We start from the raw sequence: 23,565 nt of genomic DNA, 5'->3' as shown, positions 1-23,565 counted from the left end.
GTTCCCAATCATGCCGTGCGGCGCAGTATCAGCAGATGGCGTTGGCCTTGGCAACCGGGTACGGCCAGGGCGTGTTCGCTATCGAGGTGGAAGTCTGCCGGCAATGCTACCAGCTCATCAGCGGGATGAACGCCCTTCATTGCCAGCCAACGTGTTTCGGTGTCGCCCAAATGGCGAGTCCAGTTGCTGAAGTTCTCCATGCTGCTGAACGCCCGGGAAATGATCCCGTTGAATGGCAGTTCCGGCTGGAAGGCTTCGACGCGACTGTGGATAACTTGCAGGTTATCCAGTTTGAGTTCGAGTTTGACCTGGGTCAGGAAGCGGGTTTTCTTGCCGTTGCTGTCCAGGCAGGTCACTTGCGACTCGGGAAACAGGATCGCCAGGGGAATCCCTGGCATGCCGCCGCCACTGCCCACATCCAGCCAACGGCCGTTTTCGATGAAGGACATAACGCTCAGGCTGTCGAGCAAATGCCGTGAAACCATTTCGTCCGGATCACGCACGGCCGTGAGGTTGTAGGCCTTGTTCCATTTTATCAACAGGGCCAGATAACCCAGCAGCTGTGCATGCTGGGCTTCCGTCAGGTTGACACCGAGCTGGCGAGCACCTGTGGATAACTCTTCGGCGTGTTGCGAGGTGACCAACGAACTCAAGCGCTTTGCTCCAACTGACGGCCCGCGCCGCGTTTTTTCAAATGAATCATCAACAGCGAAATCGCTGCCGGGGTTACGCCCGGGATACGCGACGCCTGGCCCAGGGTCTCTGGACGGGTCGCGCCGAGCTTGCTCTGGATCTCTTTCGAGAGACCGGAGATGTTCGTGTAATCGATATCCACAGGCAGTTTGGTGTCTTCGCTGGCCCGCAGACGCGCGATTTCATCCTGTTGACGATCGATATAACCGGCATATTTGGTCTTGATTTCGACCTGTTCGGCGACCTGTGGATCTTCTGCGCCCCCACCGGTCACAGCGATCAGACCAGCGTAGTCGATTTCCGGACGGCTCAGCAGGTTGAGCAAATTGTATTCGTGGGTCAGCGGCGTACCGAATTTCTCGGAAATCGCATCGCCCTGCTCGGTACCCGGGCGAACCCAGGTACTTTTCAGGCGTTGCTCTTCCAGATCGATGCTTTCGCGTTTCTTGCAGAACGCTGCCCAACGCACGTCATCCACCAGACCCAATTCGCGACCTTTTTCGGTCAAGCGCAGGTCGGCGTTGTCTTCGCGCAGGATCAAACGGTATTCGGCGCGGGACGTGAACATCCGATACGGTTCCTGGGTACCCAGGGTAATCAGGTCGTCGACCAAAACGCCGATGTACGCTTCGTCGCGACGCGGGCACCAGGCGTCTTTGCCCTGCGCACGCAGTGCGGCGTTGGCTCCGGCCAGCAAACCCTGGGCGCCGGCTTCTTCGTAACCGGTGGTGCCATTGATTTGCCCGGCGAAGAACAGACCACCAATCACTTTGGTTTCCAGGCTGTACTTCAGGTCACGCGGGTCGAAGTAATCGTACTCGATGGCGTAGCCCGGACGAACGATGTGCGCGTTTTCCATGCCGCGGATCGATTGCACGATCTGCAATTGCACATCGAACGGCAAGGATGTGGATATCCCGTTCGGGTACAGCTCGTGGGTGGTCAGACCTTCCGGCTCGATGAAGACCTGGTGGCTTTCCTTGTCGGCAAAGCGGTGGATCTTGTCTTCGATCGATGGGCAATAACGCGGGCCGATGCCTTCGATCACGCCGGAATACATCGGCGAACGATCAAGGTTCGAAGCAATGATTTCGTGAGTACGGGCATTGGTGTGGGTAATCCAGCAGCTGACCTGTTTCGGATGCTGCTCTTTGGAACCCATGAACGACATCACCGGAATCGGTGTATCCCCCGCTTGCTCGGTCATCACCGAGAAATCCACAGAGCGACCGTCGATACGCGGCGGCGTACCGGTTTTCAGGCGACCGACACGCAATGGCAGTTCACGCAAACGGTGAGCCAGGGCAATCGACGGCGGATCACCGGCGCGACCGCCGGAATAATTCTGCATACCGATGTGGATAAGTCCACCGAGGAAGGTGCCGGTGGTCAACACCACGGAATCGGCGAAGAAACGCAGGCCCATTTGGGTGACAACACCGCGCACTTGTTCCTGCTCGACGATCAGGTCGTCAGCAGCCTGTTGAAATATCCACAGGTTCGGCTGGTTTTCCAAAGCTTCGCGGACAGCGGCCTTGTACAGAACCCGATCTGCCTGAGCGCGGGTTGCACGCACGGCCGGGCCTTTGCGGCTGTTCAATACGCGAAACTGAATACCACCTTTATCGGTAGCCATGGCCATCGCGCCGCCCAGGGCATCGATTTCTTTAACCAGATGGCTTTTGCCGATCCCGCCAATGGCTGGGTTGCAACTCATGGCACCGAGGGTTTCCACGTTATGCGTCAGCAACAGGGTTTTTGCCCCCATACGTGCTGACGCCAGTGCTGCCTCGGTACCGGCATGACCGCCGCCGATGACGATCACTTCAAAACGGGAAGGGAAATCCACCACGCACCTCGTGCCTGCTTCAGTCAGGTAATCCGGAAATAGTTTGAGCTCAGGTTTTTGGACCTGGTCGGCAAGTATAGGGACTTCGCCCTTCCTAAAGAACCCTTTGCACAAAATTTAACCAGCTGTGGAGAAGTCGGGGTTATAGAAATTAAAAAGAGAGAAATTTATTAAATCTTTGTTTTTATGTTTATTTCTACTGAGCCACCTTTCTGTGGATAGATTGGTACAGCCCTTTATTTTCAATGTGTACAGAGATTCAAAACCCTGTGGTCATGTACCAAGGAGGCCCTTGGATAACCGGTTTAAGCCTGTGGATGAAAGGGATGGTTATCCACAGATGTGATTATCTTCAGTTTTGAGGCCCTGTTATCAACTGCCCTTAGCGGCACTTATTCACAGGGCTTAATCCACAGAAAAGCCGCCGAATGAGCAAATCCCGGGCAAGGGGAATCCGCTCAAGCGAAGAATCTGCTCGGCACTGGGGAAAAATTTCAGGAAAGGAGAGAACAGACAGGCCCGAATGGCCTGTCTGTGAACGCTTGAAGGGACTTATTTACCGATACAGAAGCTGGAAAAGATCCTTCCCAGCAGATCATCGGAGCTGAATGCGCCGGTGATTTCGCCCAAAGACTGCTGCGCCTGTCGCAAATCTTCGGCCAACAGTTCACCAGCACCCGCTAACGTCAGCTGCGCACGGCCATGCTCAAGGGACGCACTCGCATGACGTAGTGCCTCCAGGTGACGCCTGCGAGCACTGAAGCTGCTTTCGGAGGTCTGCTCGTAACCCATGCAGGCCTTGAGGTGTTCGCGTAACAACTCCAGTCCCATGCCAGCGGATTTGGCACTGAGACTGATTGTGACATGGCCATCGCCACTGACCTCCAGGGCAATCGCTTCCCCCGTCAGGTCAGCCTTGTTGCGGATAAGGGTAACTTTTGCCGGGTCCGGGCGGGTTTCGAGGAATTCAGGCCACAAGGCAAAGGGATCAAGAGCCTCGGGAGCCGTGGCATCGACCACCAGCAAGACCCGATCTGCCTCGCCGATAGCTTTCAATGCCCGTTCGACGCCAATTTTTTCCACCTGATCATCGGTATCGCGCAAGCCGGCAGTGTCAACCACGTGCAACGGCATGCCATCAATGTGGATATGTTCGCGAAGAATATCCCGGGTCGTGCCGGCAATCTCGGTCACGATCGCGGCTTCGCGTCCGGCCAAGGCATTCAGAAGGCTGGACTTGCCGGCATTCGGCCGGCCGGCGATCACCACGGTCATACCGTCACGCAGCAAGGCCCCCTGCCCGGCTTCACGCAGCACTGTGGATAATTCGTCGCGCACTTTGTCGAGCATGCTCAGGACATGACCATCGGCGAGGAAGTCGATTTCTTCTTCGGGGAAGTCGATGGCTGCTTCGACGTAAATACGCAGGCCTATCAGTTGCTCGGTGAGGTTATGCACACGCTGGGAAAACGCACCCTGCAACGAACGCAGGGCGTTTCGTGCCGCCTGTGCAGAACTTGCCTCGATCAAGTCGGCAATGGCTTCGGCCTGAGCCAGATCGAGCTTGTCGTTGAGGAAGGCACGCTCGCTGAATTCACCTGGTCGGGCCAGACGACAGCCCAGCTCCAGGCAACGTTTGAGCAACATATCCAGAACGATCGGCCCGCCGTGGCCCTGCAGTTCAAGCACATCTTCGCCGGTGAACGAGTTCGGTCCAGGGAAATAAAGCGCGATGCCTTCGTCCAGCACCTCTTCGTTTGCACTGAGGAACGGGCCGTAATGGGCAAACCGCGGTTTCAATTCACGGCCGCTGATGGCTTTGGCCGCCAGACTCGCCAGCGGCCCGGAAATACGGACGATGCCCACCCCGCCGCGACCTTGAGCGGTGGCGACGGCAGCGATGGTTTCACGAGGAACGCTCATAAACCGGTATCCAGACAAAAGTGACAGATAGCAAAACGCCCCACTAGGGGGCGTTTTGAGTGGTTATCCACAGAGTAAGTTACGCCTCGGCTTTTTTGGTTGCCGCTTCGATCTTACGCGTGATGTACCACTGTTGGGCGATCGACAATACGTTGTTCACTACCCAGTACAGCACCAGACCCGCCGGGAACCACAGGAAGAAGAAGGTGAAGATGATTGGCATCATTTTCATGACCTTCGCCTGCATCGGATCCGGAGGAGTCGGGTTCAACTGCTGCTGGATGAACATGGTTGCACCCATGATGATCGGCAGAATGAAGAACGGATCCTTGATCGACAGGTCAGTAATCCACAGCATGAACGGCGCCTGGCGCATTTCCACGCTTTCCAGCAGAACCCAGTACAGCGAAAGGAAAACCGGCATCTGCACCAGGATTGGCAAGCAGCCGCCCAGCGGATTGATCTTCTCTTTCTTGTACAGCTCCATCATGGCTTGCGACATTTTCTGCCGGTCGTCGCCATGTTGCTCTTTCAGCGCAGCCAGTTTCGGTGCCACTGCACGCATGCGCGCCATGGATTTGTAGCTGGCAGCCGACAGAGGGAAGAAAATCCCCTTGATCAGCATGGTCAGGAAGATGATCGACCAGCCCCAGTTACCGACCAGCGCGTGGATATGTTGCAGCAACCAGAAGATTGGCTGGGCAATGAACCACAGAATGCCGTAGTCGACGGTCAGTTCCAGACCTGGGGACAACTCTTTCAGGACAGCCTGGCTTTTTGGACCTGCGTACAGAACGGCGCTGGTTTCGGCTTTTGCACCTGGCGCGACAGTCATTGCCGGAGCGGTGTAGCCGATAATGTAGTTGCCTTTGCTGTCTTTACGGGTCTGGACGATGTTGTTTTCGCCCTTGACCGGAATCCACGCAGTCACGAAGTAGTGCTGCAACCAGGCAACCCAACCACCGGTGACGGTTTCTTTCAGCTGAGCCTTGTCCATGTCGCTCATCGACACTTTCTTGTACGGCTCGTTACTTGTCCACAGGGCGGCGCCCAGGTAAGTCGCGGTGCCGGTGGCGGTGCTGGAAGAAGGATCGGAGCTGGCATCACGCTTCAATTGCGCGAACATTGCACCGGACCAGGGCTGAGCGCTCTGGTTGTCGATCAGGTAGGAAACGGTTACGTCATACAGGCCACGTTTCAGCGTGAAACGCTTGATGTAGTTGACACCGTCCTTGCTGAACTTCAGGTCTGCGACCAATTGGTCTTGACCGTCAGCCAGTTGATAAATCTTCTTCTCGGAGGAGTAAACCGGACGACCGGCAGGACTTGCGTCCGGACCGTTGGTGCCGATCAGGCCACTCTGAGCCAGATAAGTCCGCTCGTTGCCGTTATCAAACAGCTGGAATGGAATTTCCGGATGATCCTGACGACGTGGATACAGTGGCAACGTCAACTGGGCAACATCGCCACCTTGTGGGTCGATTGCCAGGTTGAGCACATCCGTTTTGATCTGGATGAGGTCTTTGCTTGCAGCTACTGGTGTTTCAGCAGGTGCAGTTGCACTGGTATCGCTTGTGGCGCGTGGAATGTCGTCACTGACAGAAGCATTATTGCCAGTCGCCGTATCCGGTAGGCCCGGTGCGGTAGTACTGGAAGCAACATTCTGAGTCGGCAGGGCAGCCTGACCATAGTCCTGGTTCCATTTAAGGACCATAACGTAGGACACGATTGCCAGGGCGACGATCAGGATCGTGCGTTTGATATCCATGATTACTCGGCCATCGAAGAAGAACGGGAGGTAGGGATAGATGGAACCGGGTCATAACCACCGGGATTCCACGGATGACAGCGACCTAAACGACGAAAGGTCAGCCAGCCACCGCGCAGAAGGCCATGATTTTCTATGGCTTCATACGCGTAGCAGGAACAACTGGGGTAGAAACGACAGTGACTGGCCATCAGGGGACTGATGGCATAGCGATAAAACTGGATCGGAACGAGTGCCAGTTTACGCATCGGTACTGTCTACCCCTACAGTTTCGGTTTTGACTGCTGGTACCGGCTTGCTGCGTGCCAGACGTTTCCAGAGTTTGTCGAAATGCTGAATCAATTCGGGGCTTTCTACGTCACCCAAACCTTTGCGCGCGACGATAACGATGTCCCAACCGACCAGTAAATCCTGGTTCAGGCGAAACGATTCGCGCATCAGACGTTTGAGGCGATTGCGCTCGACGGAGAGCTTTACGCTCTTTTTCCCGATAACCAGCCCGAGACGGGGGTGATCAAGATCGTTATTGCGCGCAAGGAGCAGGAGATTTTTCCCCGGAACCTTGCCGGTAGGGGAGTCAAAGACTGCCTTGAAATGCCGGGGGGTAAGCAGACGCTTTTCCCGACTGAAGTCCTGACTCACCTCCAGTGCCGGCTTATCAAACTGCCAGACGCGCACGACCTTTGGCGCGGCGACGCGACAGAACGGCACGACCGTTCTTGGTAGCCATGCGAGCACGGAAACCGTGGGTACGAGCGCGTTTGATAGTGCTTGGTTGGAAAGTACGTTTCATTGTCGTGTTACCTGGTTCGTCCACAACGGGCCGGAATGGCCCCCGTTTTAAGAGACCGGGGATTCTAGAGAAAGCAAGCCTCTAGGTCAATTTCCAACCAGCGTTTCCTTATAAATAGATCTCCAGACGATTTACCCGGCGAAGGTCGTTCGCCAGATATAGAAATAAAGAAGGGAATTATTTAGAGCTTTTCTGTAAAGCTTATAAAAGCTAGAGGCACGTTCATCTGTGGATAACTGCCTTTAGCCCTTCTAAACCGTGATGTACAGAGAATGACAACTACGGTGGAAAACGGTGGTCAGCCTGTGCTGCGCTGTCGGATAAGCTGTGTGTGGAAAGGCCAGTTATCCACAGGCAGGTTATCCACCGAGTTTCTCCCCCACTTGTCCAGTGCCCTCATGGGCGGTTATCCACAGAGCTTATGCACATACCGTTGGTCTTCTTTTCGAGGGTTAACGCATTGATAAATCATGCCCTGTGCGCAACCTGCATGTGGATAAGTGGACGACTGGTCGCTACAATGACTGCTTGTTTTTGCCTCACCGGCTTTCAACTTAGGGGATATCCGTGTCAGTGGAACTTTGGCAGCAGTGCGTAGAGCTTTTGCGCGATGAGCTGCCTGCCCAACAATTCAACACTTGGATCCGTCCACTACAGGTCGAAGCCGAAGGCGACGAGCTGCGTGTCTACGCGCCGAATCGTTTTGTTCTCGATTGGGTCAATGAAAAGTACCTGGGGCGCGTCCTTGAACTGCTTGATGAGCATGGCAATGGCCTGGCGCCGGCGCTCTCCTTATTAATAGGCAGCAAACGCAGTTCGGCGCCGCGTGCGGCACCTAATGCTCCATTGGCCGCCGCGGCGTCTCAGGCTCAGGCCGCTCAAGCGCCTGTCAGCGCTCCGGCGCCAGCCCCGGCAGCTGCATCGACCAAACGTGCGACACAAAAAGTAGCCGAGGTCAGTGAAGAGCCGTCTCGCGACAGCTTCGATCCAATGGCCGGTGCCAGTTCGCAACAAGCCCCGGTTCGCTCCGAACAGCGGACGGTGCAGGTGGAAGGCGCGCTCAAGCACACCAGTTACCTGAACCGCACCTTTACCTTCGAGAACTTCGTCGAAGGCAAGTCCAACCAACTGGCCCGGGCTGCGGCCTGGCAGGTGGCGGACAACCCCAAGCACGGCTATAACCCGCTCTTCCTTTATGGCGGTGTCGGCTTGGGTAAAACCCACTTGATGCACGCTGTGGGTAACCACCTGTTAAAGAAGAATCCGAATGCCAAGGTTGTGTACCTGCATTCCGAGCGTTTCGTCGCGGACATGGTCAAGGCCTTGCAGCTGAATGCGATCAACGAGTTCAAGCGCTTCTACCGCTCGGTGGATGCGTTGCTGATCGATGACATTCAGTTCTTCGCCCGCAAGGAACGTTCTCAGGAAGAGTTTTTCCACACCTTTAACGCCCTGCTTGAAGGTGGCCAGCAGGTCATTCTTACCAGTGACCGCTATCCGAAAGAAATCGAAGGTCTTGAAGAACGCCTGAAGTCACGTTTCGGCTGGGGCTTGACGGTTGCCGTCGAGCCGCCAGAGCTGGAAACCCGCGTGGCGATCCTGATGAAAAAGGCCGACCAGGCCAAAGTCGATCTGCCACACGACGCGGCGTTCTTCATTGCCCAGCGTATTCGCTCCAACGTCCGCGAACTGGAAGGCGCGCTCAAACGCGTGATCGCCCACTCGCACTTCATGGGCCGCGATATCACCATCGAGCTGATTCGCGAATCCCTGAAAGACTTGTTGGCGCTGCAAGACAAACTGGTGTCTGTGGATAACATTCAGCGCACCGTCGCCGAGTATTACAAGATCAAGATCTCCGACTTGCTGTCCAAGCGTCGTTCACGCTCGGTAGCACGTCCGCGTCAGGTCGCCATGGCGTTGTCCAAGGAATTGACCAACCACAGCCTGCCGGAAATCGGCGATGTGTTTGGCGGCCGCGATCACACGACTGTTTTGCACGCCTGCCGCAAGATCAACGAGCTTAAGGAATCCGACGCGGACATCCGCGAGGACTATAAGAACCTGCTGCGTACACTGACTACTTGATGAACACCAGCGCAGCTTATTAAGGCAAGGGACTAGACCATGCATTTCACCATTCAACGCGAAGCCCTGTTGAAACCCCTGCAACTGGTCGCAGGCGTCGTCGAGCGCCGACAGACCTTGCCGGTGCTCTCCAACGTGCTGCTGGTTGTCGAAGGCCAGCAATTGTCGCTGACCGGTACCGACCTGGAAGTCGAGCTGGTCGGTCGTGTACAACTCGAAGAGCCTGCGGACCCGGGTTCCATCACTGTGCCTGCGCGCAAGCTGATGGACATCTGCAAGAGCTTGCCGAACGATGCGCTGATCGACATCAAGGTCGACGAGCAGAAGCTCGTGGTGAAGGCCGGCCGAAGCCGCTTCACCCTTTCGACCCTGCCAGCCAATGACTTCCCGACGGTGGAAGAAGGCCCAGGCTCGCTGACCTGCAGCCTTGAGCAAAGCAAACTGCGTCGTCTGATTGAACGCACCAGCTTCGCGATGGCGCAGCAGGACGTACGTTACTACCTAAACGGCATGCTGCTGGAAGTCTCGGCCGGGATCATTCGCGCCGTGGCCACCGACGGTCACCGTCTGGCCATGTGTTCGATGCAGGCCGATATCGGTCAGCCGGATCGTCATCAGGTGATCGTGCCACGCAAGGGCATCCTTGAGCTGGCGCGTCTGCTGACCGAACCGGACGGCAATGTCAGCATCGTGCTGGGCCAGCACCACATTCGCGCCACCACCGGCGAGTTCACTTTCACCTCGAAACTGGTCGACGGTAAATTCCCTGACTACGAGCGTGTTCTGCCTAAAGGCGGTGACAAGCTGGTACTCGGCGATCGCCAGGCCTTGCGTGAAGCGTTCAGCCGTACCGCGATTCTGTCCAACGAGAAGTACCGTGGCATCCGTCTGCAACTGGCCAATGGTCAGCTGAAGATCCAGGCGAACAACCCGGAGCAGGAAGAAGCGGAAGAAGAAGTGGGCGTTGAATACAACGGCGGCTCTCTGGAAATCGGCTTCAACGTGAGCTATCTGCTCGACGTACTGGGCGTGATGACCACCGAGCAGGTTCGCTTGATCCTGTCCGACTCCAACAGCAGTGCGCTGGTACAAGAGTCCGACAACGACGACTCGGCTTACGTTGTCATGCCGATGCGTCTGTAATCATGCTCAGCAGAACCTAGATGTCCTTAAGTCGCGTCTCGGTCACCGCGGTGCGCAATCTGCACCCGGTGACCTTCTCCCCCTCCCCCCGAATCAACATACTTTACGGCGCCAACGGCAGCGGCAAAACCAGTGTTCTGGAAGCCATTCATCTGCTGGGGCTTGCCCGTTCGTTTCGTAGCAGCCGTCTGTTACCCGTCATCCAATACGAGCAATTGGCGTGTACGGTGTTTGGCCAGGTCGAACTGGCCGAGGGTGGACACAGCGCGTTAGGGATATCTCGCGACCGGCAGGGTGAGTTCCAGATTCGCATCGATGGGCAGAACGCCCGAAGTGCTGCGCAACTGGCAGAGATCCTGCCGTTGCAGTTGATCAACCCGGACAGCTTCCGCCTGCTGGAAGGTGCGCCGAAGATTCGCCGACAGTTTCTCGACTGGGGTGTGTTCCACGTGGAACCCCGATTCATGTCCACGTGGCAGCGCTTGCAGAAGGCCTTGCGCCAGAGAAACTCTTGGCTGCGACATGGTACACTTGACGCCGTTTCGCAAGCGGTTTGGGACAGGGAACTGTGCCAGGCCAGCGCTGAAATAGATGAATACCGCCGCGCTTACATCAAAGCCTTGAAACCAGTCTTTGAACAGACCTTGAGCGAACTGGTTGAGCTTGAGGGCTTAACGCTCAGCTATTACCGAGGCTGGGACAAAGACCGTGAGTTGAGTGCAGTGCTCGCCGGGTCCCTTCAACGGGATCAGCAAATGGGTCATACCCAAGCCGGACCACAACGCGCTGATTTGCGTCTTAGATTGGGCGCACATAACGCCGCGGACATCTTGTCTCGTGGTCAGCAGAAGTTGGTGGTCTGTGCATTGCGGATCGCCCAAGGGCACTTGGTTAGCCAGGCCCGTCGCGGCCAGTGTATTTATCTGGTGGATGATCTGCCGTCCGAACTGGACGAGCACCACCGTCGCGCGCTTTGCCGCTTGCTGGAAGACTTACGCTGCCAGGTCTTTATCACCTGTGTAGATCACGAATTATTGAGGGAAGGCTGGCAGACGGAAACGCCAGTCGCTCTGTTCCACGTGGAACAGGGCCGTATCACCCAGACCCACGACCATCGGGAGTGAAGGCATTGAGCGAAGAAAATACGTACGACTCAACGAGCATTAAAGTGCTGAAAGGCCTGGATGCCGTACGCAAACGTCCCGGTATGTACATTGGTGACACTGACGATGGCAGTGGTCTGCACCACATGGTGTTCGAGGTGGTGGATAACTCGATCGACGAAGCTTTGGCCGGCCATTGCGACGACATCAGCATCATCATCCACCCGGACGAGTCCATCACCGTTCGCGACAACGGTCGTGGCATCCCGGTAGACGTGCACAAAGAAGAAGGCGTCTCGGCGGCCGAGGTCATCATGACCGTGCTGCACGCCGGCGGTAAGTTCGACGATAACTCCTACAAGGTATCCGGCGGTCTGCACGGTGTAGGTGTGTCGGTGGTGAACGCACTGTCCAAAGAACTGATCCTGACCGTTCGCCGCAGCGGCAAGATCTGGGAACAGACTTACGTCCACGGTGTTCCGCAAGAGCCGATGAAAATCGTTGGCGAAAGCGAAACCACTGGCACCCAGATCCACTTCAAGCCTTCGGCTGAAACCTTCAAGAACATCCACTTCAGCTGGGACATCCTGGCCAAGCGGATTCGTGAACTGTCCTTCCTCAACTCCGGTGTCGGCATCGTCCTCAAGGACGAGCGCAGCGGCAAAGAAGAGTTGTTCAAGTATGAAGGTGGCCTGCGTGCGTTCGTTGAATACCTGAACACCAACAAGACTGCGGTCAACCAGGTGTTCCACTTCAACATCCAGCGTGAAGACGGCATCGGCGTGGAAATCGCCCTGCAGTGGAACGACAGCTTCAACGAGAATCTGTTGTGCTTCACCAACAACATCCCTCAGCGCGATGGCGGTACTCACCTGGTGGGTTTCCGTTCCGCACTGACGCGTAACCTGAACACCTACATCGAAGCTGAAGGTCTGGCGAAGAAGCACAAAGTTGCCACCACCGGTGACGATGCCCGCGAAGGCCTGACAGCGATCATTTCGGTAAAAGTGCCGGATCCGAAGTTCAGCTCCCAGACCAAAGACAAGCTGGTGTCTTCCGAAGTGAAGACCGCTGTTGAACAGGAAATGGGCAAGTACTTCTCTGACTTCTTGCTGGAGAACCCGAACGAAGCCAAGCTGGTCGTCGGCAAGATGATCGACGCGGCGCGTGCGCGTGAAGCGGCTCGTAAGGCCCGTGAGATGACCCGCCGTAAAGGCGCGCTGGACATCGCCGGCCTGCCGGGCAAACTGGCTGACTGCCAGGAAAAAGACCCTGCCCTCTCCGAACTGTACCTCGTGGAAGGTGACTCTGCTGGCGGCTCCGCCAAGCAGGGACGCAACCGTCGCACCCAGGCCATTCTGCCGCTCAAGGGCAAGATCCTGAACGTCGAGAAGGCACGCTTCGACAAGATGATCTCTTCGCAGGAAGTGGGCACCTTGATCACCGCGCTGGGCTGCGGTATTGGCCGCGACGAGTACAACATCGACAAGCTGCGTTATCACAACATCATCATCATGACCGATGCTGACGTCGACGGTTCGCACATCCGTACCCTGTTGCTGACCTTCTTCTTCCGTCAGTTGCCGGAGTTGATCGAGCGCGGTTACATCTACATCGCTCAGCCGCCGCTGTACAAGGTCAAGAAAGGCAAGCAAGAGCAATACATTAAAGACGACGACGCCATGGAAGAGTACATGACGCAGTCGGCCCTGGAAGACGCGAGCCTACACCTGAACGAAGAAGCCCCGGGTATCTCCGGCGAAGCCCTCGAGCGTCTGGTGAATGACTTCCGTCTGGTGATGAAGACCCTCAAGCGTTTGTCGCGCCTGTACCCGCAGGAACTGACCGAGCACTTCATCTACCTGCCAGCGGTGAGCATGGAGCAACTGTCCGATCACGCAGCGATGCAGGATTGGATGGCGCAGTTCGAAGTTCGCCTGCGCACCGTCGAGAAATCCGGCCTGGTTTACAAAGCCAGCCTGCGTGAAGACCGTGAACGTAACGTCTGGCTGCCAGAGGTCGAGCTGATCTCCCACGGCCTGTCGAACTACATCACCTTCAACCGGGATTTCTTCGGCAGTAACGATTACAAGACGGTCGTATCGTTGGGCGCTCAATTGAGCACCTTGCTGGACGACGGCGCGTACATCCAGCGCGGCGAGCGCAAGAAGCCGGTCACCGAATTCAAGGAAGCACTTGAATGGCTGATGGCTGAAAGCACCAAGCGTCATACCATCCAGCGCTACAAAGGTCTGGGCGAAATGAACCCGGATCAGCTGTGGGAAACCACCATGGATCCGAGCCAGCGCCGGATGCTCAAAGTGACCATCGAAGACGCCATTGGCGCAGACCAGATCTTCAACACCCTGATGGGTGATGCGGTCGAACCTCGTCGTGACTTCATCGAAAGTAACGCCTTGGCGGTTTCCAACCTGGACTTCTGATCCGGCAGGACCGCTAAAACAAAAAAGGCCAACGCTTAGCGTTGGCCTTTTTTGTTGATCGCCGAAAGGTCCTCATGCGCTAGCGTTGGCCACGCTCTCAAGCCGATACCCATACCCGTAAATCGTCAGCAGTTGCCAACCGCGATCGGCCGTCAGGCCCAGCTTGTTGCGCAGGCGATAAATATGAGTATCCAACGGGCGGGAAGATACTATTTCTTCGTGGGTCCAAAAGCGCTCATACAAGTATTCGCGGGACAAAGGTCGGCCCAGATTGGCGAACAGGCAACGGGCGAGACGGTATTCCCGTTCGGTCAGGCTGATGGGGGTGGAGGCGCGGGTGATGGTGAGTTCGGCGTCGTCGAATTCGAGGTCATTGAAGGTCAGTATTTCGGTGGCCGCGGCGCGTTGCAGCCCATGCCGACGAAGCACCGCGCTGACCCGAGCCATCAGCTCATTGGGACGAAACGGTTTGCTCACGTAATCATCGGCCCCGGCGTTCAACGCCTGGACGATATCGCTTTCGGTATCACGACTGGTGAGCATGATCGCGGCCGGTGGCACATCCATGTGTTCACGGGTCCAACGCAACAAAGCCAGACCGCTGATATCGGGCAGTTGCCAATCGAGGATCAGCAGATCGAAGGTTTCGCGCCGGAGTTGCCGTCGCAAGTCCTCTCCCCGCTCGAAACAATGCAGCGTCCATGCCTGCTCACCCGTGACGGGGATCTGTCGCAGTGTCTGTTCAACCCGGCGCAGTTCAGCGGGCTCGTCATCCAGTATTGCGACACGCATGCCGAGTGGTTCCTTCATCTCGTTAGTGAAAATTCCTACGGGAGTTTAGGCTGATTGATCGAATCTGAACAATTGTGGCGAATTGCTGCGAAGGTCACTTATGCCGGTAAATTCGTTGTCGCTGAGCGGCACAGGGGCATTGGGATGTGCTCCGGCGCAGGGAGTGCCAAGTCACTTTGCAGGCCCGTCGATCGCCGGTTTTCGGCGGTACCCTGCTCAGGGGAAAACACATGGAGTGCCTGCTCGGTTCCGACACAGGGATGTGTCCTCTCCAATATCCTTTGCTCTCATAGCTATCTGCCAGAGCGTCCGCTCAGGTATCGTGCGTCAAATACTTGTGTGCGTTATCCGGCGTGATTTTCATAAGAGCATAAAAGCCAATCCATGAACCCCATGACCTTATTGCTCCCACGCCATTCTGGCGTCTGTCTTTTACTGGTTGCCGGCCTGATGGGATTGCTCTCCCAGAGTGCATCGGCGGCAGTCTCTTTGGCAAAACGCTTGCCTTATATCGATCAAAACCAACAATGCGCGTGGTCAACCGCTGCCGGCGACTGTCGAGCATCTGACCGGCGAAGCCTGGAAGCTGGACGCCAAAGGCAAGCAGACGCCACTGCAGGAAGGTATGTCGATCGACGAGCAGGAAGGCGTCATGACCTCGCCCTCGGCATTTGTCAGCCTGTCCCTGGGTGATGGCTCGCGGGTGGTGTTGCCTTCCAGTTCCCATATCACCCTGCATCTCAATGACGAACATTCGATCCCTCAGGTCATTCTTGAGCAGGGCCAGGTTGAGTCGTATGTGATCAAACGTGCCAGCGACCATGATCGCTTTCAGATCGTCACGCCGGTCGGTGTACTGGGCGTGAGGGGTACGCACTTTCGGGTGCGCAACGATGACGGTGGCGAGGCGCTGCTGGAAGTGTTGAACGGGCAAGTGGCGGTCAATCGTGATGAAAAAACGTCGGGTTTCCGCCCTGCCCGGCCCGTTGCCAAACGCCCCAAGGGCATTGAAGCTGACGAAGTCCAGGTCATGGCCCGCCAGGGTTTGCGTATTCAGAAACAAGGCACGCTGACGCCAATCGACTTGTTACCCGCTCCACGTTTATTAGGTCAGGCCGGTCAGACGGGGAATGTGCCTGTCTGGCAATTGATCATGAAGCCCATCGAAGGGGCTAAGCGTTATCGGGCGCAAGTGGCGACCGACGCAGCCTTTCTGGACATCAAGCAAGAGCAGTTTTCCAGCACACCAGAGGTCAAGTTCCGCGGGCTGAAAGCGTTTTTCTACCATGTTCGCCTGTCGGCCTATGACGCTCAGGGGTTAGAGGGAGAGACCGGGGTGTATGACATTTTCTATTACCCCAGGACCACGCGTGTCCAATAGCGCCTTGGCCGACGACCGATGAAGAGACGACCAAGGAAGGATGACCGCGAGCCGACCCAGGCTCAGCGGTTGTTTCAGCGGATGGTGCGCGAGTGGCTGTGGGTCTGTCTGATCCTGTTGCCGCTGACGGCGATGCTGTCCATGAATCAGGGGCTGGCCCTGAGCAATCTGCTGTATGACAACCTGCGTCGGTTGAGTCCGCTGCCGGTGGATCCGCGAATACTCATCGTCACGATCGATGACTACAGCTTGCAGCAGCTTGGCCAATGGCCGTGGTCGCGGGCCATGCACGCGCAACTGCTGGATCGGCTCAGCGCTGCGAACGTTAAAGGCGTTCTATTCGACGTTATTTTCAGCGAACCCGATAGCCATCCCGCCAACGATCAGCTTTTGGCCCAGGCGGTCTGTCGGGCCGGGAATGTTTTCGTGCCGCTGTTGCGCGAAGGCGTCGCACGTTATGGGCAGCCCTTGGGAGAAATTGAACCGGTGGCTGCGCTGAGCCATTGCGCTAAAGGCGTCGGGCACATCAATGCCGAAGCGGACGCTGATGGGATCGCGCGCAGCGTGTATTTAAGCGAAGGCCCGGCGCAAAAAACACGCCCGCAACTGGCCTGGCTGCTGTACGAAGAAACCCTTACCGACAAGGGAAATGTACCGATGCCTGGTACCCCGGCCCTATCATCGGCGCAAGGCTGGCAGCGAGCCCATGAAATACGGATTCCTTTCATCCATTCCGACGCGGGCTTTCCCACTGTGCCCTACGTCAGCGTATTGCGCGGCGAAGTTCCGCCCGAGTTGCTGCGCGATCGCTTGATCCTGATCGGCTCGACCGCTGCAGGCCTGGGCGACCGCTACGTGACACCGCAATCGGCCAGCCTCGGCACTACACCGGGTGTTGAGATTCAGGCGAATATCCTCAACGGGCTGCTGCAACAGCGCAACATCGTGGTTCTCGACCAGCGCTTGGCGGCGTTGCTATCGGTGATGATTGTCGGTGAGTTGCTGGGCCTGTTGCTGGTGCGTCCGCGTCGCGCCTTATGGCTGACCCTGGGTGCAATGGCCGCCGCTCTGCTGGGCTCGGGTGTACTGTTGCGGCTTGGTTGGTGGTGGTCACCGGCCGCGAGCCTGATCGGTATGATGCTGGGCTACCTGATCTGGAATTGGCGAAGGCTGAACGCGGTGCTCGCCTATTTCGGCTGGGAACTGGCGCGCCTGGACAGCGAGCCAAAAGTCTTTCCCGAACGTCGTCGTACCCAGGCCCCGGCCGGTGATGTGCTGCAAGGGCAAATCGTCGCGCTGGAGCAGGCCATGAGCCGGACCCGCGATACCCGACGTTTCATTGCCGACGGGCTTGAATACCTGCCGGTGGCGACGCTGATCAGCGATCCGAGCGGACGTATTCTGCTGGCCAACCGCAAGGCTCGAGAAGTGTTTTGTCGTGGCCTGGTGGGCGAGGACATGCTCGAGCAACTGAGCGACTTGGGTTACCCGGTACCGTCAAACGGAATGCCATCTGCGTTGTCGACCCTGGAGCCGCTGGAGTTTCGTGACACCCAGGCACGCAGTCTGCGTCTGGACCTGGCACCCCTGTTGCCGGCCGAAGGCGACTCTGTAATTGGCTGGCTACTGAGCCTCACTGACTTGAGCGTCGAGCGCGACGCCGAAGAACAGCGAGCCGTACTGCTGCGCTTTTTGTCCCATGACCTCAGGGCTCCCCATTCGGCGATACTCGCCTTGCTCGACGTCCAGCGGCATCAGGTGCCCAGTGACACTCAAGTGTTCAACCAGATCGAGTTACAAGTACGCAAGGCGCTGAACCTGACCGAGGCTTTTGTGCAGTTGGCAAAAGCCGAGTCCGAGGCCTATCAGTTTCAGCCGAGCATGTTCGCGATGTTGTTACTCGATACCTTCGACCAGGCCTCAAGCATCGCTCATCTGAAGAACATTCAGTTGCTGCATGACCTCGACGAAGACGCTGAAGCGCTGGTCCTGGCCGATCAATCGCTACTGACACGGGCTCTGTTCAATCTGTTGGAAAACGCCATCAAGTACAGTCCGGCGGGCTCGCGGATCTCAGTGCGGGTGAGTTGTGCCGAGGGTTGGCTACTGTGCGAGATCGCCGATCAGGGGCGAGGGATTGCTGTCGATGAACTTCCTGAGTTGTTCAGTCAGTATCGGCGTTTTACCTCGGCTCACGACAGTGACGGCCTGGGACTGGGTTTGTCCATGGTCAAGGCGGTGGTGGATCGTCATGGCGGGAGGATTTCCTGTCGTAGCGTGGTGGGGCAAGGCTCGACGTTCAGCATCCAGTTACCGCTATTGAGCGAGTGATCCAGACGCTGTCAACGGGCATAAAAAAACCGGCTATATCAGCCGGTTTTTTTACGTCCGAAATAAACTTATGCACCTTTTCGGATTTTTTACTTGCTTAAGAAATATGTATGTAAATCATAAGCTTAAGAACTAAATTCAGTGTTTTTCAACAAAACGGTACACAGGTTATCCACAGAATCTCAGACAGCCACTTGATCGGTCGCACTCGGGGCCGCCGGGGCTGCTGGCAGCGAGCCCATCTCGCGCTGCATCTGTTCGTTCCAGGCCTGCACCCGATCATTCAGGTCGGCAATGGCTCGCGGCCCACTGCCCTCGGCGTACATCGGCGCGCCAATGATCACGGTGATCACGCCTTGCTGTTTCGCCCAACCGGTTTTTGGCCAGAACTTGCCGGCATTGTGTGCAATCGGCAGTACCGGTAATGACGCATTGACGGCCAACGCGGTGCCACCGCGGGAAAACTTGCCGATGGTGCCATAGGGAACGCGAGTCCCTTCCGGGAAGATCAGTACCCAGACCTTGTCCTTGAGCAGCTCATCGCCCTTCTTCGCCACATGCTTGAGCGCAGCTTTCGGATTGCCACGGTCAATGGCGATCGGTCGCAGCATCGCCATGGCCCAGCCGAAGAACGGAACGTAGAGCAGTTCGCGCTTGAGCACCTGGCTCAGCGGCTCGAAATACGCCGAGAGAAAAAATGTCTCCCAGGTGCTCTGGTGATTCGACTGAATCACGCAGGGCTGGTCAGGCACGTTCTCGGCACCCTTCACTTCGTAACGGATACCCAGAAAGACTTTGCTCAGCCATAAGGCGCAGCGGCACCAGTACACGTTGATAAAGCGATAGCGCGCCTTGAACGGCAGAAACGGCGCGATAAAAAAGCTCAGGGTGCACCAGAGCAAAGAGCTGGTGCCCAGCAGCAGGTAAAAGAGGAAAGTTCTGATGGCCTGCAGTATCGACATGGCGATATTTACCGTTGCGGGCACTGCCCGCCTATTCAAGCGCACTCCCGATCAGTCCTTGGCCAGGATGTCAGAAGAGCCTTAGTTGTGGATAAGTTCCGCGGCAATCGCCGCCAGATCGTCAAAAATCAAGGTGCCTGCCGGTAGGGTCTTGCCCTGAGTCTTTTCGCCTTTCCCGGTCTTTACCAAAACTGGCTGACAGTCGACGGCTTTGGCGGCTTCCAGGTCACCGAGAGTATCGCCGACGAACCATAGATTCGTCAGCGAAACGTTGTAATGCGCGGCGATGGTTTTCAACATCCCGGGTTTTGGCTTGCGGCAATCGCAGCCATCGTCTGGCCCGTGCGGGCAATAGACAATCAGCCCGACTTCGCCACCCTGCTCCGCCACCAGCTCGCGCAAGCGAGCGTGCATGGCATCCAGGGTGGCGATGTCGTAATAGCCGCGAGCGATGCCCGACTGGTTGGTAGCCACCGCCACCGTCCAGCCGGCCTTGCTCAACTGCGCGATCGCTTCGATCGAACCGGGGAGCGGAATCCACTCCTCCACCGACTTGATGTACGCGTCGGAGTCGTAATTGATCACTCCGTCCCGATCGAGAATCAGCAGTTTCAACAGCAGCCCCTTAGCCCAGCAGCGAAATGTCGGCGACGCCGAGGAACAAGCCACGCAGACGCGCCAGCAGCGCATAACGGTTGGCTCGCACCTTGGCATCTTCGGCGTTGACCATCACCGCTTCGAAGAACGCATCCACCGGCTCGCGTAAGGCAGCCAGACGTGCCAGCGATTCGCTGTACTGACGAGCAGCCGCCATCGGCTGGACAGCCTGGTCAGCCTGCTGGATCGCCGAATACAGGGAGAACTCGTTGGCGTTGTCGAAGTACTTGGCTTCAACGACCGAAGGAACAGAGCCTTCGACCTTGCTAAGCAGGTTCGAAACGCGCTTGTTCACAGCGGCCAGGGCTGCGGCTTCCGGCAATTTGCGGAACGCTTCTACCGCTTGTACACGCTGATCGAAATCCAGCGCCGAACCCGGCTTCAGGGCACGAACCGACAGGTAAGTCCCGACATCAACGCCTTCGTCTTCATAACGGGCACGCAGACGATCGAAGATGAATTCCAGCACCGAGTCATTCAGGCCGGCAGCTTTGACCTTGGTGCCGAACGCATTCACGGCAAACGCCACGGCGTCATTCAGGTCCAGGTCGAGCTTCTTGTCGATCAGGATCCGCAATACACCCAGCGCTGCACGGCGCAGGGCGTACGGGTCTTTGCTCCCGGTTGGCAGCATGCCGATACCGAAAATACCCACCAGCGTGTCGAGCTTGTCGGCGATGGCCACGGCCGCACCGGTCAGGGTGGTCGGCAGTTCAGCACCGGCACCGCGTGGCATGTACTGCTCGTTCAGCGCCAGGGCGACTTCTTCCGGCTCGCCGTCGTTGCGGGCGTAGTAGTAACCGGCGACACCTTGCATCTCCGGGAACTCACCGACCATCTCGGTCGCCAGGTCGCACTTGGACAGCAGGCCGGCACGGGAAGCCCAGGCCGGGTTGCCACCAATGCGTTGAGCGATGAACGCGGCGAGCCTGGAAACACGTTCGGCCTTGTCGTAGACGCTGCCGAGTTTTTCCTGGAACACCACATTCTGCAGGCGCAGGTTGAAGTCTTCGAGTTTTTGCTTCTTGTCTTGCTTGAAGAAGAACTCGGCGTCGGTCAGGCGTGGGCGAACCACTTTCTCGTTACCGGCGATGATCTGCTGCGGGTCTTTGCTTTCGATGTTGGCCACGGTAATGAAACGAGGCAGCAACTTGCCATCGGCATCCAGCAGGCAGAAATATTTCTGGTTGTCCTGCATGGTGGTGATCAGCGCTTCTTGCGGCACGTCCAGGAAACGTTCTTCGAACGAGCACACCAGCGGCACCGGCCATTCGACCAGCGCGGTCACTTCGTCGAGCAGGCCCGGCGGCACGATGGCCGTACCTTCCTGCTGCGTCGCCAGTTCTTCGGTGCGCTTGCTGATCAGCTCGCGACGCTCGTTGGCGTCGGCCAGCACATAAGCCGCACGCAGATCGCTCAGGTAGTTGGCCGGCGAGGTGATGCGCACGTTTTCAGGATGGTGGAAGCGGTGACCACGGGAATCGCGGCCGGACTTCTGGGCGAGGATGGTGCAGTCGATGACATGGTCACCAAGCAGCATCACCAGCCATTGGGTCGGGCGAACGAATTCTTCTTTGCGAGCACCCCAGCGCATGCGCTTGGGGATAGGCAGGTCGTTCAGGGAGTCTTCAACGATGGTCGGCATCAGGCTCGCGGTCGGCTTGCCGGCGATGCTTTGGCTGTAGCGCAGTTTTGGACCGCTCTGATCGATCTCGCTCAGGTCGACGCCGCACTTCTTGGCGAAGCCCAGGGCTGCTTGAGTCGGGTTGCCTTCGGCATCGAACGCGGCCTGACGCGGCGGGCCGTCGAGGTTGATGCTGCGATCCGGCTGTTGGGTCGCCAGCGCGGTAATCAGCACGGCCAGACGACGTGGCGCGGCGTAGACGGTTTTGGTTTCGTAGTTCAGGCCGGCAGCTTGCAGGCCTTTGTCGATACCGGCCATAAACGCTTCGGCCAGGGTATTCAGGGCTTTGGGTGGCAGTTCTTCGGTGCCCAGTTCAACCAGAAAATCTTGAGCACTCATTGTGCAGCCTCCAGCTTGGCCAGTACTTCATCACGCAGGTCCGGGGTCGCCATCGGGAAGCCCAGCTTGGCGCGAGCCAGCAGGTAGGCTTGCGCAACGGAACGCGCCAGGGTGCGGACCCGCAGAATGTATTGCTGACGCGCGGTCACCGAAATCGCCCGGCGCGCATCCAGCAGGTTGAAGGTGTGGGAAGCCTTCAACACCATTTCGTAGCTCGGCAACGGCAATGGCTGATCAAGTTCGATCAGGCGCTTGGCTTCGCTTTCATAGAAGTCGAACAACTCGAACAGCTTCTCGACGTTGGCGTGTTCGAAGTTGTAGGTCGACTGCTCCACTTCGTTCTGGTGGAACACGTCGCCGTAGGTCACCTTGCCGAACGGACCGTCAGCCCACACCAGGTCGTAGACCGAGTCGACGCCTTGCAGGTACATGGCCAGACGCTCCAGGCCGTAAGTGATCTCGCCGGTCACCGGGTAGCATTCGATGCCGCCCGCTTGCTGGAAGTAAGTGAATTGCGTCACTTCCATGCCATTGAGCCAGACTTCCCAGCCCAGACCCCAGGCGCCCAGCGTTGGCGACTCCCAGTTGTCTTCGACGAAACGGATGTCGTGCACCAGCGGGTCGAGGCCCACGTGCTTGAGGGAGCCCAGGTACAGTTCCTGGAAGTTGTCCGGGTTCGGCTTCAGGACTACCTGGAACTGGTAGTAGTGCTGCAGACGGTTCGGGTTTTCGCCGTAGCGGCCGTCAGTCGGGCGACGACTGGGCTGCACATAAGCGGCGTTCCAGGTTTCCGGGCCGATGGCGCGCAGGAACGTGGCAGTGTGGAAAGTGCCGGCGCCTACTTCCATATCGTAGGGCTGAAGTACCACACAACCTTGCTCGGCCCAGTATTGCTGGAGGGCGAGGATCAAGTCTTGGAAGGTACGCACGGCTGGCGTAGGCTGGCTCACGAAATTCACCTGTTTCTTGGGCTGCGATTTAAAGAGCGGGAGTATACCCGATTCGGTCCTGCGCACGCCCCCTGGAGCCTTATGCCACGCTGCTTTTGGTGTACCGAAGATCCGCTGTACATGGCTTATCACGATCAGGAGTGGGGCACGCCGCTACGCGATGCGCAGGGTTTGTTCGAGTTGCTTTTGCTCGAAGGGTTCCAGGCCGGGCTTTCCTGGATCACTGTGTTGCGCAAACGAGAGCGTTATCGCGAGGTGCTGTTTGGCTTCGACGTGCAGCGTGTGGCACAGATGAGCGACGCGGAAATCGATGAATTGATGCTCGATCCGGGGATCATCCGCAATCGCCTCAAACTCAATGCCGCCCGGCGCAATGCCCAGGCCTGGCTGGCGCTGGAGGACCCGGTGGCGTTTCTCTGGTCGTTCGTCGGCGGAGCGCCGGTGATCAATCATTTCAAGGATCGCAGTGAAGTGCCGGCCGTGACACCAGTTGCCGTCGAGATGAGCAAAGGCCTGAAAAAAGCCGGATTCACGTTCGTCGGCCCGACCATTTGTTACGCGTTGATGCAGGCCTCGGGCATGGTCATGGACCACACCCGGGATTGCGATCGCTACGCCACCTTGGCGAACGGCGGTTAGAATAGCCGCCTCGCGCACAGCACAAG

The 23,565-nt window shown here is 57.4% G+C and carries 18 protein-coding genes and 1 pseudogene; 7 read left to right on the top strand and 12 right to left on the bottom strand.

The features are described from left to right. Positions 1 to 8 precede the first annotated feature (8 nt). The 7 genes from rsmG to rpmH all read right to left on the bottom strand — a co-directional run bounded on the left by rsmG (position 9) and on the right by rpmH (position 7,026). Positions 9 to 653: a 16S rRNA (guanine(527)-N(7))-methyltransferase RsmG gene (gene rsmG / locus AB7M26_RS05265; RefSeq protein ID WP_218395708.1), complete on the bottom strand. Its 645-nt coding sequence runs from the start codon at positions 651 to 653 to the stop codon at positions 9 to 11. Further along, positions 650 to 2,542, bottom strand: a complete 1,893-nt coding sequence (mnmG, locus tag AB7M26_RS05260) for a tRNA uridine-5-carboxymethylaminomethyl(34) synthesis enzyme MnmG (protein WP_258618475.1) — start codon at positions 2,540 to 2,542, stop codon at positions 650 to 652. Before mnmG ends, rsmG begins: the two co-directional genes overlap by 4 nt. A 552-nt stretch (positions 2,543 to 3,094) precedes the next feature. After that, positions 3,095 to 4,465, bottom strand: a complete 1,371-nt coding sequence (gene mnmE, locus AB7M26_RS05255) for a tRNA uridine-5-carboxymethylaminomethyl(34) synthesis GTPase MnmE (protein ID WP_123495590.1) — start codon at positions 4,463 to 4,465, stop codon at positions 3,095 to 3,097. 79 nt (positions 4,466 to 4,544) lie between these two features. Continuing rightward, the gene (yidC, locus tag AB7M26_RS05250; RefSeq protein WP_123495588.1) at positions 4,545 to 6,233 is read right to left on the bottom strand and encodes a membrane protein insertase YidC; all 1,689 of its coding nucleotides are present in this window, start codon (positions 6,231 to 6,233) and stop codon (positions 4,545 to 4,547) included. A gap of 2 nt (positions 6,234 to 6,235) precedes the next feature. Continuing rightward, positions 6,236 to 6,481: a membrane protein insertion efficiency factor YidD gene (gene yidD / locus AB7M26_RS05245; RefSeq protein WP_052966011.1), complete on the bottom strand. Its 246-nt coding sequence runs from the start codon at positions 6,479 to 6,481 to the stop codon at positions 6,236 to 6,238. Then, positions 6,474 to 6,875 carry a ribonuclease P protein component gene (gene rnpA, locus AB7M26_RS05240; protein WP_032830545.1) on the bottom strand — a complete coding sequence of 134 codons (402 nt, stop codon included), beginning with the start codon at positions 6,873 to 6,875 and terminating at the stop codon, positions 6,474 to 6,476. Before rnpA ends, yidD begins: the two co-directional genes overlap by 8 nt. Positions 6,876 to 6,891: 16 nt before the next feature. Further along, positions 6,892 to 7,026 carry a 50S ribosomal protein L34 gene (gene rpmH / locus AB7M26_RS05235; RefSeq protein ID WP_003213577.1) on the bottom strand — a complete coding sequence of 45 codons (135 nt, stop codon included), beginning with the start codon at positions 7,024 to 7,026 and terminating at the stop codon, positions 6,892 to 6,894. A 567-nt stretch (positions 7,027 to 7,593) separates the two neighbouring features. Between rpmH and dnaA the strand changes: the two genes are divergently transcribed. The 4 genes from dnaA to gyrB are packed head-to-tail and all read left to right on the top strand — an operon-like array spanning position 7,594 to position 13,804. Continuing rightward, positions 7,594 to 9,114 (top strand): chromosomal replication initiator protein DnaA, encoded by a 1,521-nt coding sequence (gene dnaA / locus AB7M26_RS05230; protein WP_008007897.1) that lies wholly within the window; start codon positions 7,594 to 7,596, stop codon positions 9,112 to 9,114. A 39-nt stretch (positions 9,115 to 9,153) separates the two neighbouring features. After that, positions 9,154 to 10,257 (top strand): DNA polymerase III subunit beta, encoded by a 1,104-nt coding sequence (gene dnaN, locus AB7M26_RS05225; protein WP_007903001.1) that lies wholly within the window; start codon positions 9,154 to 9,156, stop codon positions 10,255 to 10,257. Between the two features lie 20 nt (positions 10,258 to 10,277). Beyond that, complete coding sequence (gene recF / locus AB7M26_RS05220; protein ID WP_008007898.1) at positions 10,278 to 11,381, top strand: DNA replication/repair protein RecF; 1,104 nt, start codon at positions 10,278 to 10,280, stop codon at positions 11,379 to 11,381. 5 nt (positions 11,382 to 11,386) lie between these two features. Beyond that, the gene (gyrB, locus tag AB7M26_RS05215) at positions 11,387 to 13,804 is read left to right on the top strand and encodes a DNA topoisomerase (ATP-hydrolyzing) subunit B (RefSeq protein ID WP_007902994.1); all 2,418 of its coding nucleotides are present in this window, start codon (positions 11,387 to 11,389) and stop codon (positions 13,802 to 13,804) included. A 72-nt stretch (positions 13,805 to 13,876) separates the two neighbouring features. On the opposite strand, the gene AB7M26_RS05210 is transcribed toward gyrB, so the two are convergent. Next, positions 13,877 to 14,596: a response regulator transcription factor gene (locus tag AB7M26_RS05210; RefSeq protein ID WP_123495584.1), complete on the bottom strand. Its 720-nt coding sequence runs from the start codon at positions 14,594 to 14,596 to the stop codon at positions 13,877 to 13,879. A gap of 393 nt (positions 14,597 to 14,989) precedes the next feature. Between AB7M26_RS05210 and AB7M26_RS05205 the strand changes: the two are divergent. After that, a pseudogene (locus tag AB7M26_RS05205) lies at positions 14,990 to 15,977 on the top strand (FecR family protein). An 18-nt stretch (positions 15,978 to 15,995) separates the two neighbouring features. Continuing rightward, entirely contained in the window at positions 15,996 to 18,308 is a 2,313-nt protein-coding gene (locus tag AB7M26_RS05200) for a CHASE2 domain-containing protein (RefSeq protein WP_429388219.1), read from the top strand. 182 nt (positions 18,309 to 18,490) lie between these two features. Here the strand turns inward: AB7M26_RS05200 and AB7M26_RS05195 are convergent, their stop codons facing one another. The 4 genes from AB7M26_RS05195 to glyQ all read right to left on the bottom strand — a co-directional run bounded on the left by AB7M26_RS05195 (position 18,491) and on the right by glyQ (position 22,900). Further along, the gene (locus AB7M26_RS05195) at positions 18,491 to 19,270 is read right to left on the bottom strand and encodes a lysophospholipid acyltransferase family protein (protein WP_063342023.1); all 780 of its coding nucleotides are present in this window, start codon (positions 19,268 to 19,270) and stop codon (positions 18,491 to 18,493) included. Between the two features lie 81 nt (positions 19,271 to 19,351). After that, a complete protein-coding gene (gene gmhB / locus AB7M26_RS05190) occupies positions 19,352 to 19,891 on the bottom strand; it encodes a D-glycero-beta-D-manno-heptose 1,7-bisphosphate 7-phosphatase (RefSeq protein ID WP_162830932.1) in 540 nt (179 codons plus the stop codon). Between the two features lie 4 nt (positions 19,892 to 19,895). Next, positions 19,896 to 21,950, bottom strand: a complete 2,055-nt coding sequence (gene glyS / locus AB7M26_RS05185; RefSeq protein ID WP_429388215.1) for a glycine--tRNA ligase subunit beta — start codon at positions 21,948 to 21,950, stop codon at positions 19,896 to 19,898. After that, complete coding sequence (gene glyQ / locus AB7M26_RS05180) at positions 21,947 to 22,900, bottom strand: glycine--tRNA ligase subunit alpha (RefSeq protein ID WP_003213601.1); 954 nt, start codon at positions 22,898 to 22,900, stop codon at positions 21,947 to 21,949. Before glyQ ends, glyS begins: the two co-directional genes overlap by 4 nt. Positions 22,901 to 22,981: 81 nt before the next feature. On the opposite strand from glyQ, the gene tag reads away from it, so the two are divergent. Then, entirely contained in the window at positions 22,982 to 23,539 is a 558-nt protein-coding gene (gene tag, locus AB7M26_RS05175) for a DNA-3-methyladenine glycosylase I (RefSeq protein ID WP_063342022.1), read from the top strand. Positions 23,540 to 23,565 lie beyond the last annotated feature (26 nt).

It is taken from the genome of Pseudomonas sp. F-14 TE3482 (assembly GCF_053629455.1).
This window is presented reverse-complemented; position numbering and strand designations above follow the sequence as displayed.